This window comes from Candidatus Margulisiibacteriota bacterium (assembly GCA_003242895.1).
Taxonomy (GTDB): domain Bacteria; phylum Margulisbacteria; class Riflemargulisbacteria; order GWF2-39-127; family GWF2-39-127; genus GWF2-39-127.
In genome coordinates this window covers 50,274-65,890 of the sequence record QKMY01000043.1, presented here as the reverse complement: position 1 = coordinate 65,890, position 15,617 = coordinate 50,274, and the positions used below count along the sequence as shown (strand labels likewise).

General features: G+C 36.5%; 16 protein-coding genes. 2 read left to right on the top strand and 14 right to left on the bottom strand.

All coding sequences use genetic code 11. The features are described from left to right. Positions 1 to 113: 113 nt before the first annotated feature. The 7 genes from porA to alr all read right to left on the bottom strand — a co-directional run bounded on the left by porA (position 114) and on the right by alr (position 6,196). The gene (gene porA, locus DKM50_06055; GenBank protein ID PZM80111.1) at positions 114 to 1,292 is read right to left on the bottom strand and encodes a pyruvate ferredoxin oxidoreductase; all 1,179 of its coding nucleotides are present in this window, start codon (positions 1,290 to 1,292) and stop codon (positions 114 to 116) included. Positions 1,293 to 1,315: 23 nt separating this feature from the next. Beyond that, positions 1,316 to 1,609, bottom strand: a complete 294-nt coding sequence (locus DKM50_06050; protein ID PZM80110.1) for a ferredoxin — start codon at positions 1,607 to 1,609, stop codon at positions 1,316 to 1,318. Then, positions 1,609 to 2,181 carry a pyruvate synthase gene (locus DKM50_06045; protein ID PZM80109.1) on the bottom strand — a complete coding sequence of 191 codons (573 nt, stop codon included), beginning with the start codon at positions 2,179 to 2,181 and terminating at the stop codon, positions 1,609 to 1,611. The genes DKM50_06050 and DKM50_06045 overlap by 1 nt, the downstream gene beginning before the upstream one ends. A gap of 12 nt (positions 2,182 to 2,193) precedes the next feature. Beyond that, entirely contained in the window at positions 2,194 to 2,793 is a 600-nt protein-coding gene (locus tag DKM50_06040) for a recombination protein RecR (protein PZM80133.1), read from the bottom strand. A 16-nt stretch (positions 2,794 to 2,809) separates the two neighbouring features. Beyond that, positions 2,810 to 3,103, bottom strand: a complete 294-nt coding sequence (locus tag DKM50_06035; GenBank protein PZM80108.1) for a nucleoid-associated protein, YbaB/EbfC family — start codon at positions 3,101 to 3,103, stop codon at positions 2,810 to 2,812. Positions 3,104 to 3,368: 265 nt separating this feature from the next. Next, positions 3,369 to 5,117 (bottom strand): DNA polymerase III subunit gamma/tau, encoded by a 1,749-nt coding sequence (locus DKM50_06030; GenBank protein PZM80107.1) that lies wholly within the window; start codon positions 5,115 to 5,117, stop codon positions 3,369 to 3,371. Positions 5,118 to 5,128: 11 nt separating this feature from the next. Further along, positions 5,129 to 6,196, bottom strand: a complete 1,068-nt coding sequence (gene alr / locus DKM50_06025) for an alanine racemase (GenBank protein PZM80106.1) — start codon at positions 6,194 to 6,196, stop codon at positions 5,129 to 5,131. A 388-nt stretch (positions 6,197 to 6,584) separates the two neighbouring features. Here alr and DKM50_06020 point away from each other — a divergent pair, with 388 nt between their 5' ends. Next, a complete protein-coding gene (locus DKM50_06020) occupies positions 6,585 to 6,848 on the top strand; it encodes a hypothetical protein (protein ID PZM80105.1) in 264 nt (87 codons plus the stop codon). A 24-nt stretch (positions 6,849 to 6,872) separates the two neighbouring features. Here DKM50_06020 and DKM50_06015 read toward each other — a convergent pair whose 3' ends face one another. From DKM50_06015 to DKM50_06000, 4 genes are all read right to left on the bottom strand, one after another. Beyond that, entirely contained in the window at positions 6,873 to 7,565 is a 693-nt protein-coding gene (locus tag DKM50_06015) for a hypothetical protein (protein ID PZM80104.1), read from the bottom strand. Between the two features lie 72 nt (positions 7,566 to 7,637). Continuing rightward, positions 7,638 to 8,888, bottom strand: a complete 1,251-nt coding sequence (locus DKM50_06010; protein PZM80103.1) for a hypothetical protein — start codon at positions 8,886 to 8,888, stop codon at positions 7,638 to 7,640. Continuing rightward, positions 8,834 to 10,039, bottom strand: coding sequence for a hypothetical protein (locus tag DKM50_06005; GenBank protein ID PZM80102.1), 1,206 nt, complete (start codon positions 10,037 to 10,039; stop codon positions 8,834 to 8,836). The genes DKM50_06010 and DKM50_06005 overlap by 55 nt, the downstream gene beginning before the upstream one ends. Positions 10,040 to 10,087: 48 nt before the next feature. Continuing rightward, positions 10,088 to 10,870, bottom strand: a complete 783-nt coding sequence (locus DKM50_06000) for a methyltransferase type 11 (GenBank protein ID PZM80101.1) — start codon at positions 10,868 to 10,870, stop codon at positions 10,088 to 10,090. Between the two features lie 75 nt (positions 10,871 to 10,945). On the opposite strand from DKM50_06000, the gene DKM50_05995 reads away from it, so the two are divergent. Continuing rightward, on the top strand, positions 10,946 to 12,073 hold the full coding sequence (locus tag DKM50_05995) for a glycosyltransferase family 1 protein (protein ID PZM80100.1): 1,128 nt from the start codon (positions 10,946 to 10,948) through the stop codon (positions 12,071 to 12,073). A gap of 83 nt (positions 12,074 to 12,156) precedes the next feature. On the opposite strand, the gene DKM50_05990 is transcribed toward DKM50_05995, so the two are convergent. The 3 genes from DKM50_05990 to DKM50_05980 all read right to left on the bottom strand — a co-directional run bounded on the left by DKM50_05990 (position 12,157) and on the right by DKM50_05980 (position 15,569). Next, positions 12,157 to 13,299, bottom strand: coding sequence for a hypothetical protein (locus tag DKM50_05990; GenBank protein PZM80099.1), 1,143 nt, complete (start codon positions 13,297 to 13,299; stop codon positions 12,157 to 12,159). A gap of 50 nt (positions 13,300 to 13,349) precedes the next feature. Further along, positions 13,350 to 14,540 carry a glycosyltransferase family 61 protein gene (locus DKM50_05985; protein ID PZM80098.1) on the bottom strand — a complete coding sequence of 397 codons (1,191 nt, stop codon included), beginning with the start codon at positions 14,538 to 14,540 and terminating at the stop codon, positions 13,350 to 13,352. Positions 14,541 to 14,654: 114 nt separating this feature from the next. Then, complete coding sequence (locus DKM50_05980) at positions 14,655 to 15,569, bottom strand: nucleotide-diphospho-sugar transferase (GenBank protein PZM80097.1); 915 nt, start codon at positions 15,567 to 15,569, stop codon at positions 14,655 to 14,657. Between the last annotated feature and the right edge of the window lie 48 nt (positions 15,570 to 15,617).

Sequence of the window (15,617 nt, the reverse complement as noted above, 5' to 3'; positions counted from 1 at the left end):
ATTAATCTGATGATCGAAGGATATCCACATCCTGCACAGGATGTATGTCCTCCGGCCAATTTCTCTTCTTTTGATGCTAATTCTTTTAACGTAGCCAATTTAGGTTCCTCCTTTTAAATTCTTACACCTTTATAGGTAACTAGTTCTTTGATTGTTCCTGTTTCTTTAACGGAATTAAGTTCCATATATATATCTTTCAGGTCCTTAACGTTTATATCTCTGCCGCCAAGTCCATAAATATAATTTTTAACTTTCGGTCTTTTGTCTGAATTGAATAATGCGGCACAGATTTCTGTAAACAAAGGTCCGCCAAAAGCGTTATATGAATCTGATCTATCAAGTACTCCAACCACTTTTGCATTTCCAAGTGCTTTTGCTAATTCTTCAAATGGAAATGGACGAAAAACACGCAACTTTATCATTCCAGCTTTGATGCCTTCGGCTCTCAGCTGCTCAATTGCCGTTCTGTTTGTTCCTGCTGTTGAACCTAGTATTACGAGTACAAGTTCGGCATCATCCATCGCTACTTCTTCAAATAGTCCATAGTGTCGACCGGTTTTTTCGCCATATGATTTCCCGGTTTCGACGATAACATTTATTGCTGCTTTCATCGCCATAGCAACTGGATATTTATGTTCAAAATAATAATTCTGCAAATCGATAGCTCCGATAGTTCCTGGCTTCGTTGTATCGAGTAATGGATGATCTGCAACGAAATTACCAACATATTCTTTTGCATCTTTGTCATCAAGCATATCAACAGCTTCCATCGCATGGCTGATTATAAATCCATCTGTTGTTACCATAGAAGGAAGTCTTACATCATCATGTTCGGAGATCTTAACTGCTTGTAACATATTATCATAAGCTTCTTGCGCGTTTTCAGAGAATATCTGAATCCAGCCTACATCTCGTGCACCCATTGTATCCGAATGATCACAATGAATATTGATAGGTCCACTTATAGCTCTATTAACTTCGGCCATTATGATTGGTAATCTTACTGCTGAACAGATCGGTAATATTTCCCACATTAGTGCTAATCCTTGGGAGGAAGTTGCAGTCATAGCACGGGCTCCGGCAGCAGATGCGCCAAATGCAGCACTTATAGCTGAATGTTCACTTTCAACTCTTACCATTTCAGAATCGACTTTACCATCGGCAACGAAACCCGCAAAAATTTGTGCTATTTCTGTTGCTGGAGTAATTGGATAAACAGGAACCACGTCAGGGTTTATCTGTCTCATAGCTTCGGCCATTGCTTCATTACCAGTTTTTGCTACTCTTACCATTCTTTTTTTCACTCCTTAAGATTTTATTTTTCTTCTATTGCCATCTCTATTGCCTTTACTGGGCACACTTTAGCACAAATGCCACAACCTTTACAGTGGTCATAATCAATTCCCGTCATCTTGCCATCTTTGAACAAAATTGACGAGTCAGGACAATAAGCCCAACACAATGCACAGCTTATACATTTCTCGTTCTTTACAGGAATATTTACTCTCCAGTCACCAGTTTTTCTATATTCGGATGATCCTGGAATTCCCAAGTAGGCGCCCCTGTCTAATTCTTGTGATTTTTTTAGTTCTTCAAATATGGATCCCATTAAGATTTCACCTCCGCATAAGCTCTTTTAATTGCATTTACATTACCTTTGATAACCTCAGGTTTGTGAGCGAATTTTTTGGCTAATTTTTGTTCTGTATCCTGTATCATTTTATCGAAATCAAGTATTCCTGATGCTTTAACAAGAGCACCTAACATAGGGGTATTTGGTTTGTTCATCCCGATTTCCTGAATTGCAATTTGAGATGCATCAACTGCGTATACCTTGCCGCTAAACTTGAGCAGTTCTTTAAAATATGCTGCATTTTTTGCTGTATTAATCAGTAATATGCCATCTTTTGGTAGGCCTGCTGTAACGTCAACTGATTTACATAACGTTTCGTCAAGTACGATAACTATTGACGGACTATCTACTGAGCAATGAAGCGTTATTGGTCCGTCACTCAGTCTATTGAAGGATCGTACGGGAGCCCCCATTCTCTCAGGTCCATATTCTGGAAACGCTTGAATTTGTTTCCCCGTGGCTAACGCAGCATCTGCAAATAACAGCGCTACTGTTTTTGCACCCTGTCCACCTCGTCCATGCCATCTTATTTCTGTAATTTCTGCCATTCTTTTCCTCCTTTATAGATTTATACGGCCTTCGAAAGATTTTGATAATGTGTTCTCATCAGCGTAATCCATGTCACTTCCTACCGGAAGCCCATAAGCTATTCGTGAAACTTTTATGTTGAGTGGTTTTATGCGACTGCTGAGATAAAGTATGGTCGCTTCGCCTTCCACGTTAGGATTGAATGCAAAAATAATTTCCGATATCTCTTCTTTTTGCAATCTTCTCATTAGTTCAGCTACCCTTAATGCCTCGGGACCTATGCCATTTATTGGAGATATCACTCCCCCGAGAACATGATATGTTCCTTTATAAAGATTGGTCCTCTCCATCGCGATGAGATCTTTTGACTCAGCTACAACGCATATTTTATCTGTCTCCCTGGCTGTGTTAGCACATACATCGCAAAGATCATTTACTGAGATATTGAAACATCTACTGCAAAACTTTATGTTTTTTTTGACTTGATCTATTGCTTCTAGCAGGTCTCTAACAGATTCTTTGTCAATTGAAAGAATATAAAATGCTAGTCGCTGGGCTGACTTAGGTCCTATTCCAGGCATTTTTGTGAATTCATTTATTAGCTTTGCGAGTGGCCCGCTGTAAGAATACATCATCAATATATCTCTATTAACTTAAGCCAGGGATATTTAATCCTCCAGCCATTCCTGATAGTTTTTGTGCTGAATCAAACTGAACTTTGTTAATTGCATCGTTTACTGCTTCTTTGATCGTCTTTTGTAATTTTTTAACATCGACCGGTTCATCGATAAAAAGATCAACTATTTTCATTTCTCCGTTAACAACAACTTTAACATTATCTTTTGTAACTTCTGCTGTAATCTTCTTTAATTCTTTTTGAGCTTTTTTCAGATCTTTCATTTGTTTCATAATGCCGCCTAAATCACCTAATTTGCCGAACATGGGAATCCTCCTTTAAAAGTTTTCAAACAGGCTAATTATACCATAGGCATAATATGTTTTCTATAAGTAAATTACGACTGGAATATCGTTTTTTTTATTACATATATAGTAAAAATAGTGTGGATTGAAATGCCGGATTTGGTAAATAAGAAAAAAGGATTTATATCAGCTTCATCGCCATATTGGTCTTTTTTTAATATAAATTAGTATGCAACATGGCCGAAAAGCCTGCATCGATTGGAAGTTAAGTCTAAAAAAATAGTACCTAGAGCAACTGTCCGTCGAAAAGGCTTACCAAATTATTGGTGTCTTCGTTGTTTTCTTTCGCCTGATCTCCAAGCCTGTTTTGTTGGGCGTCGGAAGGTCTTGTAACAAATTCGACAGTAGTATTGTTGCCGAATATAGACTTGAAAACTTCTTCAATCAGGTCTGCATTTTCTTTTTGTGAAACTTGATCTTTATGAAAAGAATATTTTTCTTTGAAAGCCAAGAAGACTTTTTGGTTTTCAATTTTAAAGGGCTCACATTCCAGCAAATATACTGATAATTTTATTTTATTCTTACCCTTTATTTTATTGATGATATCTGTCCAGTGATGTTTCACTGCTGGCAAGGATAGTTCTACATGAAGATTGTCAATTTGTTTTATACTGGCTTTTATTTCCTCCATTTTCTTTTCTATTACCGGTTCAATAGCTGAAATATTTTTGCTACTATCCTTAGAAGATACCTGGTTAAAAGTGAGAGTATTAATTGTTGATGGCTCAGAGCTAATATGTGAGGTGAAAGCCTTCTCCTCTTTTTTCGGCTCACTCACCGGAGTTCCTGATTGAGCACTGCCCTGCCTGGCTGGATTAGCTGCCTTGGTCGCCGGAGAATTGCTGCCATAATCGTGTTTAGGTAAGGCAGCTTCTTTTTCAACTTCAGTATTTTCAGCGAGCATAGTAAGATCAATAAATGCGATTTCTACTAATAAGCGAGAGTTCGGATGCCATTTCATATCGAGTTCAGCTTTTGACAGCACCATTATTATTTCTTTAATTCGTTTTACCGGATAGTTGGCTGTAATATTCTTTAAGCGGGTAATCTGATCTTCGCTCATTTCTATGGTCTTTGTATTTCCTAGCTTTACGAACATCATAGACCGATAGAAATCAATAAGATCACGTACGATCTGCGTAATGTTTTTCCCTTGGTTTATAACTTCATCCAATTGAGATAGTAATTCATTAATGCCGTTTTTTGCCATTATTTCTGCTATATCAAAAAGAAAATCCGATGAGTAATTACCAATGATTGTAATGACGCTATCGCTTGTAATCGTATTGCCGGAGAAAGCAATTACTTGATCCATGAGGGAGATTGCATCTCTCAAGCCTCCTTCAGAATTTTTTGCAATCATTAAGGCTGCTTTTTCCTCGATTGTGGCATTTTCTTTTGCCGCAATATATTTCAGGTGTTCAGATATTTGCGATATAGGTATCCGGCCGAAGTCCAATCTTTGGCAACGGGATAGTATGGTTACCGGCACTTTTTGCGGATCAGTGGTCGCTAGTATGAATATCGTATGAGTTGGCGGTTCCTCCAGAGTTTTTAGAAGTGCATTGAAAGCAGGTTCAGTGAGCATATGAACTTCGTCAATTATATAGACTTTATATTTCCCTTCTACAGGGGCAAAGTTAACTTTCTCCCTGACCTGGCGCATTTCGTCAATTCCCCGATTAGATGCTGCGTCAATTTCGATGACATCCATACTGGAGCCATCTGTTATTCCTTTACAAACATTGCATACATTGCATGGATTTACTGATTTACCGGTTCGGCAGTTAAGAGATTTCGCAAGAATTCTTGCCGTGGACGTTTTCCCGGTTCCACGAGGTCCCGAAAATATATATGCGTGAGTAAGTCGGTCATTTTCTATTGCATTCGATAATGTTTTTATGATAGATTCTTGTCCGACCAAATCTTTAAAGCTTTGGGACCTGTACTTCCTATAGAGTGTTATGTACGACATGGCTGTCCTCCTTAATAATGATATATTCTATTAACCCGTTTTCCTATTCCACATAGTATCTCATAACTTATTGTACCTGCTAGTTCAGCAACTTCTTCAACCGAAATGGTTTCGCTGCCTTGACTGCCAATAAGAATTACTTCTTCACCAACGTGATAAATGTCGTCGCCTAAATCGATCATTGTCATATCCATACATATTCGTCCAACAATCGGATATTTTTTTCCATTTACAATAACATGGCCCTTGTTTGATAATGCGCGTACCAGTCCGTCAGCATATCCAACTGAAAGAGTTGCTATCGTTGTTTCTTTCTCTGTTTTATACGAGCAACTGTAGCTTACATATGAATCCTTCGGGACTCTTTTTACATAAGCGATCCGGCTCTTAAATGTCAGCACGTCCTGATATGAACCGATTCCTACCCTGACCATATTTACATGGGCTGAAGGATAGTTAAAGGTCCCGGCAGTATTTGCACAATGCTTAATGGGAAAACTATACCCCTTTTTTTCTAAGGAAGTTACAATTTCTGTAAACTGTTTTACTTGCTGTAATGTATAATTATCATCTATAGTATCGGCTTTGGCAAAGTGAGTGAAAACGCCTTCTATAAATATATTGTCTAGTTCATGTATCTGCTCTACGAGTAGAGTTGCTTCATCGCCATTTACCCCTATTCTATTCATTCCGGTGTCTATTTTTATATGTATTTTAGCAATTTTGTTAAATTGTTTTGCAGCATCAGAAAGTGCCCTGGCAAAATTAAGAGTATATACCGTTTGCGTAACGTCTAATCGTACAATATCCGCTGCAATGTTAATTGTTGGTTCGGATAGAATGAGTATTGGCGACTTAATTCCAGCTTCTCGCAGGGCAATAGCTTCACTTACCCAGGCAACGCCTAAGTAATCAATCCCGTTTGCCACTGCGACATCAGAAATTTCGTTAGCTCCGTGACCATAAGCGTCAGCCTTTACAACTGCCATAAGCTTTGTTTCTGCCGGAATTATTGTACGGAATCTATTAATATTTTCTGCATATTTTGTTAAATTAATTTCAACATAAGCACGTTTCAATGTTTATAGCACCTTGAGTGATTTTTTTGATGAATGTGATGGCTAATTATTGAATATCATCAGTTAATGTTCTGTCCCGCGAAGCACATCATTCAGAACTATTACGATAAATATTACTACGACACTTATTAAATAACAAGGCTAGGGATACTGGCGACCAGGGCTATCGCATACTTAATATTTGTCACCCATGATAGTGCTCGAAAAAATTGTACTAATGAGTGGAATTATTTATTTATTACTTATGTTTGCCCTTTCAAGGACATATCAAATTTTTTAGAGATTAGTAAACTGACAGATCCTGTCAGGGTGGTGGGAGTATTATGGAAACAAAGAAAGCCAAACGTTACTAACGAAATTAAAACGGCTTCAAAAGAGGAGAAAATAAATGAATGAAGTAATAACAATGACACCGAATACCTCAAAAGATCTTTTTGTGCTTGCAAATAAGGTAAAGAGAGGCATCCCTGTCTATCTCGATCTAAGACGTATGAGCGATAATCAAAAAGAAAGAATTTTGGATTTTTTTGCTGGTATTAACTGTGGACTAGGCGGATATATGAAAGAGATAAGAACGGATTTTTACTATATCAATAAAAAATTATTCTCGTTAGATCTTTTTTTAATGTCATTTCAAAGGATGTTTCGTTAAGCTCAGGTAGTGAATAAAAAGAGACTATTTCCAGGTTCCACTTGCAACCCGGCGAATATCGAGATAGCTAAAAATATTCTTTTTGTTGGTTGTCTGAAGTCTGTCTATAGCAAACCTCGAATTTGATAAGTCTTTTTGCTTGTCAAATATGCTTACAGCATTAGTATATCCTGCTTGTTGAACACAATCTTTAACTTTATTGTTATACTTTCCATAAGGATAAGAAAAGTATTTGACTTCACTGGTCAGCATTTTTTCAAGACATTTTTTGCTATCAATAATCTCTTCTGCCAGCTCCTCAGCGGTTAGTGTTGTCAAATCGCAATGAGAAGCAGAGTTGACACCTATCTCCATCCCCCATTGATACATTTCAAAGATATCTTCAAAACTGAGCAGGCTTTTTTTTGAATAACCCCAGGAAGATAAGACTCCGATATGGTTTGTAGGTATAAAGAATACTCCGGTATAGTTGTAGCGTTGAAGTAATGGAAATACATATTGGTAGTGCCCTAAATACCCTCCGTCAAAGGTAAGAACTATTTTTCGAGGAGTATATTCATCAAGGCTCTCGCTTAAATGTTCTAATGTCAAAGTCTCGAATCCTTTATTATGAAGATATTTAAGTTGGTATTCAAGGAGATCGAGAGTTGTTGTTTCTTTATCTTTGGCTGTTTTAGCGATATCTTGGTAACGAATAATCGGTATATGTTTTATCAAATTAGCTCCTTAATCAAGGAATTGATTTACTTAATATTATGGAAGATACATTATGAATTGTAAACTATGAAGTTAAGAGTCTAAGAGATAACTATATAATTTCTCAGTTTTTTCTGCAGCACATTTCCATGTGAAAACATTTTCCATTCGTTTTCTCGCTGCCTTTCCCATCATTTCCATCACCTCACGATTGGTTAAGAAGTAAGTGATTTTCTCTTTTAGTTCTTGATAATTTTCGGCAGTTTTCATCAGGATTCCGGTTTTTCCATCCTCAACAATTTCTGGTATTCCGCCCCGTGTTGATGCTACTATCGGCAATCCTACTGCCGAGGCTTCATAGCAAGTGTTTGGCGAAGGGTCTTGAAAAATAGACGGTGCAACGAAAAGATCTGCCACGTGGTAATAGGACTCTATTTCATTACGATTGATAAATCCCGTGAAAATTACGTTATTCTTTATCGAGAGTGATAATTCCTTTAAATAGGTAGAATAAGTGTCTTCTTTATTTTCGCCAAACCAGGAACTGCCAATAATCAACAACTTCAAATCCGGATACTGAGGAACGAGCTCCTTCATGGCTAAGAGTATTGTGTGAACTCCTTTAGAGTGAGTCAATCTCCCAACAAAGATCATAGTAGTATCGGTTGCTTTTAGTCCTAATTTCTGCAATAGATCTTTGTTTTTTTGTTGAGGTGAAAGATGAAATTTTTCGAGAGTTATTCCGTTATGGATATCAAAACACTTATTCTGGTATTCTGGGAACCGGTTAATTACTTCAAGGGATGAGGTATAATGGCTCACACCAACAAAAGCGTCGATCATATCGAGATATTTCTTTACTGATTTATCCTTCATATTGCAGAAATAGTGGTTATGGTGATGTAAAATAATTTTCGGTTTAAAAGTTAGAAGCTTTTTATAATATGGCAGTAACCATAATCGACTTCTGATATGGATGATATCAGGTTTTAATTCATTCAGTTTTTTTGCAGTGGCAAAAGCATATGGAAAATGGAAGTTAAAAGATAAATGTCGTAGCCGGAGAAGCGCTTTTTTTCGATCAGAGAGGTAAAAACGATGAATATGATGCTGCCCTTCCTTCTCGTATGATGACAGCTTATCGATTTCCGGTTCATATATCGAGAGTACGTGTACTTCGAATTTTTTCAAATGTGGCAGGATTTCCCATATGCCATTTTCTATTCCGCCTCCCCTGATTGGCGGAACTGGTAATGCATCCGGTGCGATAATTGCTACTTTTTTCATTATTACTCCAATAATTCCAGATAAATTTGCTCTGTAGTTGCGGCAGTTTTCTCCCATGTGAAATTGTTTTCAATCCTTGTCCTGGCTGAACGCCCTATTCTCTCTCGCAATTGCCTATCCGAAACTAACATCTGCATTAAAGGTAGTATTTCGTCTGGAAATTCAGGATGTTCAACCATATAACCTGCATCACCCACAAGTTCCGGTATACCTCCCCGCGTACTCGAAATAACCGGAAGCCCTGACGCCATAGCTTCAGCAATAACAAGTCCGAAAGTTTCTGTTACGATAGACGGCGCACAAAAAATGTCTGCCATTTGGTATAGGTCCTGTATCTTATTTCTTCCGGTAAAGCCGTTGTATATAATGGCAGGTTTATTGGCTATCTCTTTTTTGAAGCTATCAAAAAACACCTTCTGTTCTTTGTCCGGTTTGTCGCTTCCACCGGAAGGACTGCCGATCATCATTAGTTTAACATTTTTATTTATCTTTTCCAGTTCATTGAAAGCTTTAATAACGGAGAGTACTCCCTTATTTTCCCTGATCTGTCCTACATAGAGCAATAATAGTTCATGATCATCTATTCCAAAGGAAGCTCTATGCTTCTTTCTTTCTGACCCATTGAGCCAGTACGGCGTAAAATGTTCAGGATTTATCCCATTATAGATAACCCTGCATTTTTTTTCATAAACCGGATATGGACTTAGTACTTCACGATTAACTACATAACCAGATACCCCGGTAAACATATCGATACTGTTCATTATCGACTTTATTTCCCAGGATTTCATCGATCTGCTGAATGGGCAGGTGTGATGTTGCAAAATGATTTTAGGGTTATATTTCAAAAATCTTTTCAGGGGCCTCACGAACCATGGGTTGACACGGATATGGATTATCTCCGGTTGGATTTCATTGAGATATTGCGCAATCTGGTAACAATAATGTACGTATTCCTTAAGGCTCCATATATCGAATACGGAACTCCTCATACTTTCTTTGGTAACCGTTATATGTATGAACTGTGCATTCCCAATGATGTGCTTTTCCGGGAGCTCTTTATCCGCAACGGAGAAGACATAAGGCTTAAATTGTTTGAAGTGATTGACGACTTCCGCGATCCCGATTTGTACTCCCCCACCCCGTACCGGCGGTACGGGTCTCGTATATGGAGCTATAATGGCTGTTTTTTTCATTATTTTTTTCATATTGTTTGATTTCGTTTTCGAAAAAAGTCATTTTTCTCTTGATTATTATTATTTTCTTAAAATCTCTTCAGTGATGTAATAATAATCATTCATTGTTTTGCTGTCCATCTTGTGTTTAATTTTCTCAAACAATTTGTTTTTAGAACAAAGTAATTTGATGAAATATTTTTCTTTAATGTCATTTTTTGTGAGAAGATGAAAGTTGTTTTTATTTGTATATAAGTTCAAATTGTATTTTTGCGCCAAATAGTTCAATGTTTTAATTGAATAAAACGAAATATGTTGCCCATGATCTAAGCCGTAATACCACCAGTTGTCAGGTTGTGGTATGGGGCTTGGTAGTAATTCCGTCGAAAAAAAGACGCTGTCGGAAATCGCCAGCATAGTCTCAATTTCTTTAATCGGCTCATCAAAATGCTCAAAACTTTCAAATGTAGTAATCAACTCGATATTGGAATGTGTTTCGTTGAATTCGAATCCTCTTCCAAAAAGATTTTTTGAATATTTGTCGCTCCAATAGAAATCGAAGCCTATATCACGCATCAGCCTTGTGAGTATTCCATAACCACCGGCATACTCCAAAAACTTTTTATTTTTGTCAAAAAAATGATATATTAAAATTGCGGTTTTCTCTCTGTAATAAAAATTTCTTTCAAAAATGCCAGTGTCTGATTTGTTGATGGCTTCATTATAGGATTCTTCTAACCAGTACGGTTCTTCTGTTTGCAGAAAATTACAAAAAGGGCAAAAAAAATAAGATACGTTATGTTTGTTCAACAAAATTGATGAAAATATATAAGTAGATTCATTATAGCAAATTTTACATTTCATTTTTCACCCTAATTGTCTTATTTCATTGTATCTCATATACTATAATTGAATAAAAAAAAAATCACAAGTGAACAAATGAAGATACTATACGATCATCAAATTTTTAATATACAGCAATATGGAGGGATCTCCAGATATTTTTCCGAGATTATCAATACGTTTCACCTAGGCACTTCCAAATATAATGTGACCGTCGATTTTTCTCTTCGTTACTCTGACAATCATTATTTGACCAACGCTTCCTTTTCCACACACAAACAATTTATGAAGAACAGGTTTTTTAAAGGACTGAGACGCCACTTTAATAAAAAAAGGTCCCAGGTTAATATAGCGCATAGTGTTAATGCCCTTAGATCTGGGCAATTTGATATTTTCCACCCAACTTATTACGATACGTACTTTTTGGAGCATATTGGCAATAAACCTTTTGTCCTTACTATTTATGATATGATCCATGAATTATTCCCGGGATCTAATCATGCCTCGGACAAATCTATAGAAAGAAAAAAAGAATTAGCCCGGAAAGCAGCAAAGATTATCGCGATCTCTGAAAATACGAAAATAGACATTATGAAGTTTTATAACATAGGTTCTGATAAGATCTCAACGGTTTATCTTGGTCCTCCAACATTAAGCGAAAGTGATTTGAATAAGCATGTTGCGACAACTCCTGAACGATTTATATTGTTTGTGGGCAATAGAGGCGGCTATAAAAACTTCGACACCTTTATTTCTGCGATTACCCCACTATTATCGGAGGACAAAAATCTTTATTTGATCTGTGCCGGAGGTGGTTCTTTTTCCTCTGCAGAATTAGAAGTCTTCGAAAAATTACGGGTGAAAGATAAAACAATTCAATTACCTGTAAATGATGATACTTTAGCGTGTTTATATTCGCGAGCATTAGCGTTCGTATTCCCTTCGCTTTACGAAGGATTCGGACTTCCTATACTCGAAGCGTTTACTTACGGGTGCCCTGTTCTATTGAGTAACAGCAGTTCGTTTCCTGAGGTTGCAGGGAAAGCCGGTATATATTTTGAGCCGACAGAAAAAGATTCCATTCGAAGTGAAGTTGGGAAAATACTCTATGATAAAGATATCTTAAATGATTATAAATTAAAAGGGTATGAACAATTGGCGAAGTTTTCATGGGATAAGACTGCAGAATCAACAAACCAGGTATATGCGAGTATCCTTACGTAACCTTTGTTAACTTCTTTTTTAATCAGGTACTCTTAAATAATACTAATGATACCTAACTATATTAGTAAACAATTAAAACAATATTATACCGGTATAATATTTGTTAAGGCAGCTCTAATCTGTTCTCTATAGTTATTCATCGAATATTTATCACGAACTATTTGCTGAATTCTACTGGATTCATGCCTTATCCATTCACTACTTTTTCTTGCAAATGCTGTTAGAGTTTTATCTATACAATCAATAGAACAATTTTCAAATATATATACGTCCCCTTCGTCTAATCCGCACTCTCTACTTACAATAGGAATTAGCCCGGATGACATCCCTGTCAGTATACTGCCAGCCATTCCTTCCGAACAGGACGGCATAACCACATAGCTGCATTTATCTGCAATTTGCTGATACTGTTTACTATTAATATCTACAAAGCCTATAGGGAAAATGTTTTTGTTTTTGTACAAATATCTTTTATATGCACGGTAAAAATCCCCTTCACTTTCAAAGTTGCTGCAAACATAAAGATTGATATTTTTATTCTTGGAAAAAACTTCTAACAGTAGATCAAGCCCTTTGTGGATTTGACCAAAACTAGCGAAATACAAGAAGTTGTTGGTTTGCTTCTTAGAAAAGTCAGGTTGAGGGAAATTAATGTATCCTGTATTTCTTATTAAAAAAAATCTATTCGCAGCATATTCGTTAAAAGTACTGCGGGTATGCTCGTTACCTATTAGAAAGAATGAATCAAAAGTATCAAGAACATCTTTCCTGAAGAGATTAACTATTCGTCTTTGTTTTAAGGTTGCTCCGGTCCTACTATTTGCTGCCTGCACCCGCAGTAACTCTGCTTTGATAGAAAAATCCGGATTAGATCCGGTTATATAGGCAATTTTTTTGCAGTCAGGACTCATTTTATGCTCATAGATAGGTGCGATTCCAGGATGTATATCGATGATGAGGTCGTACGTTCGGTTTAATTGTAGCTTATTATTGAAATCTACAAGATCTACATTATATTTGTAATTGCCAACAATTTTTACTAATTCTTTTACTTGTAGCATGTTTTGGTGGGTTTTGTTCGGATTATCAGGAAGAAATGGTGCTGTCATGTATAGAATCAATGCATTTTTGCTAAAGTAAGTTCCATTTATATTTTCAAGCAACTCTATCTTTTGTTTTTTCTTCTTTTTATTAAAACCACGAAAAAGTTTATCAAATATAAGCATTTCCTCACCTTAGCATGCAAACAGTTGAAAACGGTAAAAGCGGATATGTTTTAAAAAGCTACAAATGTCTGCAGCATTTTTTTCAGCAGCTCAATATTTATAGTGATATTTTCTCGTCCTTTCCCCGGACAGACAAATCTGGGAGGTTCTTCTCCTTCACCAAGCACATACGCGTAGTCTAAATCGAGTAAATCGGATAAATAATAAAAACATAAATTTAAATAATTAGGAGAGAACAGCTCTATGACTTTGCATTCCGGCTTACAGAAAACGAGATTAGATAATCCCGCACCATGAGCAGCTAATACAACTCCGGCATGCGCAAAATACCGTATCTGTTCTAGAATGGGCATATCCTCAAGAACAATTGTCTTGAATCCTATCGGTTTAATTATGTTCAGCATTTCATTTTCATTGGAAATCTGTCGAACATTGTTCTTTTTGTTTCTCGAAATATAAATTTTCTCCGGATAATTTTTTTTTTGCTTTAAATCAGTTTTATCTAATAAATTTCTTCGTAAAAAATCACAAGACCACTTCGGCATAAACCCAGATAATCCCGGATATGAAGGTACGAGTAGCGAAGAAGCCTGCCCATAAAAACTTTTATCGGCATAAATAAGCTTGCTTTTTGGTATGCCGATTACTTTCAATGTATCGAGTTGAAACTTATTAGTGCATTTGTTGGCAACAAACTTATCAATACTATTGAAAGGGACCCCAGCCTTGGATATCAAGTCAAGCCGGGGTAATACGTCAAACATCCAGTGAAAATAATTTTTACCGGCATCACAGGCGATAACTGCAACGTTGCCATCTATCCTAGTAGGACTGGGAATCGAGTTAAGAGTTAGATATGTGTGGTGAGCTGTTGTTTTACCCATCTCAACAGCTAGGTCTCCAATGATTTTATTGTCAGGCGTAATAACAGAACCTGTCTCCCCAAAGATTTTGCCATTTTTTATCATGGTAAAAAAAGCATCCGGAGTTACAAATTCCCGGTCACGCTCGAATTTCCAGTGTAACTCTCCTAAAGTAAACGGACGTTTTCTCTTAATTCTATGCGATGGGTAAATGAGTTTGTAATCTATTGTGCCATCTGCCTTGATATAGTCTATTATTGTATTGTGATATCCTCTATGAGTGATGTCCTCATTTTTATTAAAAAACCTTTTATTCAAGAATAATTGAATAGAGCTTCTCACGCAATATCCCCCTATCATTAATGGCGCGCCTATCATAGCATATTATTAGGATTTGTGAATATATGTATTTGATTGCCATAAATTGTTTGAAATGGAAATGATATTTTTTTCAGGAATAGACTAAAAAGAATATACTTGGGTTATTTCTGGCTAGGCATTTAAGGAGCTTATTGCTCTTTTAAACTTTTTCTTAAAAGTTGGTTTTTTCAAGCCGTAATGATTAATATAGGTATAGTTGTCAGCTTCTTTGTTAGGCAAAGTAAACATCGGATGTATAATCTTTTCTGAAAGCTCATATTTATTCATATTTGATAATTCGCTGTTACTGTTGGTTACATGAGTCGCATCTGCCCCAAATCCAATATTGCTGATAAGGTTTATATTAGGCATTATCGATAGGCCATTATTCATTAGAAGAGTATAGCCCCATTGGTAATCCCATGTATTAATTTTATTGCTTGAAACCGCGCTAAGGCAATTGATCCAGTATTCTTTAATTTCAGGTTCGGAATAAACATTGCTTATTTGGTTACTGGCAAGAAAATCCGGGAATGTTTTTAAATTTGCATCGTAAAGATGCCAAGCCCTTCTCCATGTTGCCCATCCCCAAATATGAGCAATTCTGGAGAAATAATAGGTAGCATTTCCTCGTTGTACTCCATTTTGGAAGTTATCACCGGATATCATCATAACCCGTTTATCGTGCCTGTAATGTTCTAGTAATTGGTTGCAAAACATAAAAAAAGATTGGCTGGGAACACAATCATCTTCTAATATTATTCCTTCCTCTACATTCTCAAAAAACCAATCAATTGCAGAGCTTACAGCACGCTTACAACCGACATTCTTCTCCCTGAATAAGGTATGTATATCACAATCCCAATTAACTTGTTTTATTATATCCCTCGTCATTTGACATTTTTCATTTTCTTCTTTGTCAGCCCGGGGACCATCTGCGGCTATAAATAGTCTTTCGGGTTTAACCTTTTTTATTTCATCAAAAACCACTTGAGTTGTATCCGGTCGATTAAATATTATAAATAGTATTGGTGTTTTAAAAATCATACTGCCCCTGATTTGCTCTGATTTTCTAAGAACTACTGTTCTTTTTTT

Excerpts from the sequence above, each read along its gene's own strand:
- DKM50_05995 (PZM80100.1), top strand. The coding sequence starts at position 10,946 with ATGAAGATACTATACGATCATCAAATTTTTAATATACAGCAATATGGA.
- DKM50_06000 (PZM80101.1), bottom strand. The coding sequence starts at position 10,870 with ATGAAATGTAAAATTTGCTATAATGAATCTACTTATATATTTTCATCA.
- porA (PZM80111.1), bottom strand. The coding sequence starts at position 1,292 with ATGGTAAGAGTAGCAAAAACTGGTAATGAAGCAATGGCCGAAGCTATG.
- DKM50_06035 (PZM80108.1), bottom strand. The coding sequence starts at position 3,103 with ATGTTCGGCAAATTAGGTGATTTAGGCGGCATTATGAAACAAATGAAA.
- DKM50_06020 (PZM80105.1), top strand. The coding sequence starts at position 6,585 with ATGAATGAAGTAATAACAATGACACCGAATACCTCAAAAGATCTTTTT.
- DKM50_06045 (PZM80109.1), bottom strand. The coding sequence starts at position 2,181 with ATGGCAGAAATTACAGAAATAAGATGGCATGGACGAGGTGGACAGGGT.
- DKM50_06040 (PZM80133.1), bottom strand. The coding sequence starts at position 2,793 with ATGTATTCTTACAGCGGGCCACTCGCAAAGCTAATAAATGAATTCACA.
- DKM50_06030 (PZM80107.1), bottom strand. The coding sequence starts at position 5,117 with ATGTCGTACATAACACTCTATAGGAAGTACAGGTCCCAAAGCTTTAAA.
- DKM50_05980 (PZM80097.1), bottom strand. The coding sequence starts at position 15,569 with ATGATTTTTAAAACACCAATACTATTTATAATATTTAATCGACCGGAT.
- DKM50_06050 (PZM80110.1), bottom strand. The coding sequence starts at position 1,609 with ATGGGATCCATATTTGAAGAACTAAAAAAATCACAAGAATTAGACAGG.
- DKM50_06005 (PZM80102.1), bottom strand. The coding sequence starts at position 10,039 with ATGAAAAAAATAATGAAAAAAACAGCCATTATAGCTCCATATACGAGA.
- DKM50_05985 (PZM80098.1), bottom strand. The coding sequence starts at position 14,540 with ATGATAGGCGCGCCATTAATGATAGGGGGATATTGCGTGAGAAGCTCT.
- DKM50_06010 (PZM80103.1), bottom strand. The coding sequence starts at position 8,888 with ATGGGAGAAAACTGCCGCAACTACAGAGCAAATTTATCTGGAATTATT.
- DKM50_05990 (PZM80099.1), bottom strand. The coding sequence starts at position 13,299 with ATGCTTATATTTGATAAACTTTTTCGTGGTTTTAATAAAAAGAAGAAA.